The sequence below is a fragment of the Streptomyces sp. NPDC046909 genome (assembly GCF_040644695.1).
Lineage (GTDB): Bacteria > Actinomycetota > Actinomycetes > Streptomycetales > Streptomycetaceae > Streptomyces.
This window is the reverse complement of the sequence record NZ_JBEYXC010000052.1, coordinates 1-1,363: the sequence shown is the minus strand read 5'-3', so window position 1 is coordinate 1,363 and position 1,363 is coordinate 1. Positions and strand designations below refer to the sequence as shown.

Sequence of the window (1,363 nt, the reverse complement as noted above, 5' to 3'; positions counted from 1 at the left end):
TGACTGCCTGTTCTCTATCCGCTCGTGTGGTCGGTGTGGTTCGAACGGGGTGCTGGTTCGGGTGAGTTGAGCGGTGTTGAGGCATGAAGGAAGGGCCTCTTGGTAGCTCGCGGTTGTCGAATCCAGCGAGTTGCAAGAGGCCCTGGTGTTGAAGTGTTGCGTGGTGGCGGCCGACCGGTCCAGTCCGGCCACCCTTGGGTGTGACTGTCTCGCTCACCGGTTCGGGAACGCTGTTGACCAACCCGGTCGGCGGCCGCGGTACGGCTCCGACATGAGTGATACGGAGTGGGCTCTGGTGCGGGATCTGCTGCCGATGCCGTCATGGTTGGCGGGCCGGGGCGGCCGTCCGGAGGGCTACTGCCATCGGCAGATGATCGACGCGGTGCGCTATCTCGTCGACAACGGCATCAAGTGGCGGGCGATGCCGGCCGACTTCCCGCCCTGGCCTCGCGTGTATGCCTTCTTCGCCCGCTGGCGGGATACCGGGCTGGTGGCCGAGCTGCACGACCGGCTCCGCGCAGCCGTCCGCCAGGCGGAGGGCCGCAAGGAGGAGCCGAGCGCGGCGGTCGTGGACTCGCAGTCGGTGAAGGCGGACGCCACCGTCACCTTCGCTTCACGGGGTTACGACGCCGGGAAGAAGATCAACGGACGCAAGCGGCACCTGCTCACCGACACTCTCGGGCTTCTGCTGGCCGTGCTGGTCACGCCGGCGTCCACGACCGACCGGGATGCCGCCCGGATTCTGCTGCCTGCGGCAAAGAAGCAGCTGCGGCGGCTTTCTTTGATCTGGGCCGACGGCGGTTACCGCGGTCACCTCCAGGACTGGGCTGCCCAGCACCTCGGCCTCGTTCTCGACGTCGTCCGCCGCAGTGACGACGTCCAAGGTTTTCAGGTCCTGGCCCGCCGCTGGGTGGTGGAAAGATCCTTTGCCTGGTTCCTGCGCAGCCGTCGCCTGGTCCGGGACTACGAACGGCGCACCGACACCAGCGAAGCCGTCATCCTGTGGTCGATGACCACACTCATGAGCCGCCGTCTGGCCGCCCACCATCAGCGGCGTTCTGCTCCAGCGTCGGCAGCATGAACCTGCCCGGCTTCTCCTCGACCAGCCAGCCCCGTTCCACCAGCCGCTTCAGCCGGGCCCTCGCGCCCTCGACACGGGAGACGGACGCGCTGTCCCAGCCCAGCACGACCGCCGCCCGGCGGGCACCCAGCCCCTCGGTGCCCGCGTCCAGGGCGGCGGCCATCAACGCCTGGTAGTCCACCGACAGGTCCTCGACACCGACCGCGTTCTCCCGGTGCGGCACCGCGCGTCGCGGCCCGACAGGCTTCCTGCGCGAAACGCCGTCGGTACCCACGGCGGGCG

1 protein-coding gene and 1 pseudogene are annotated in these 1,363 nt (G+C 68.7%); one reads left to right on the top strand and one right to left on the bottom strand.

Translation table 11 applies throughout. The features are described from left to right. Nucleotides 1-271 precede the first annotated feature (271 nt). Nucleotides 272-1,081, top strand: coding sequence for an IS5 family transposase (locus tag ABZ928_RS53400; RefSeq protein ID WP_361537144.1), 810 nt, complete (start codon nucleotides 272-274; stop codon nucleotides 1,079-1,081). Here ABZ928_RS53400 and ABZ928_RS53395 read toward each other — a convergent pair. Further along, nucleotides 1,020-1,363, bottom strand: a pseudogene (locus ABZ928_RS53395) (hypothetical protein); the annotation flags it as partial. The gene ABZ928_RS53400 and the pseudogene ABZ928_RS53395 sit on opposite strands and share 62 nt — an antisense overlap.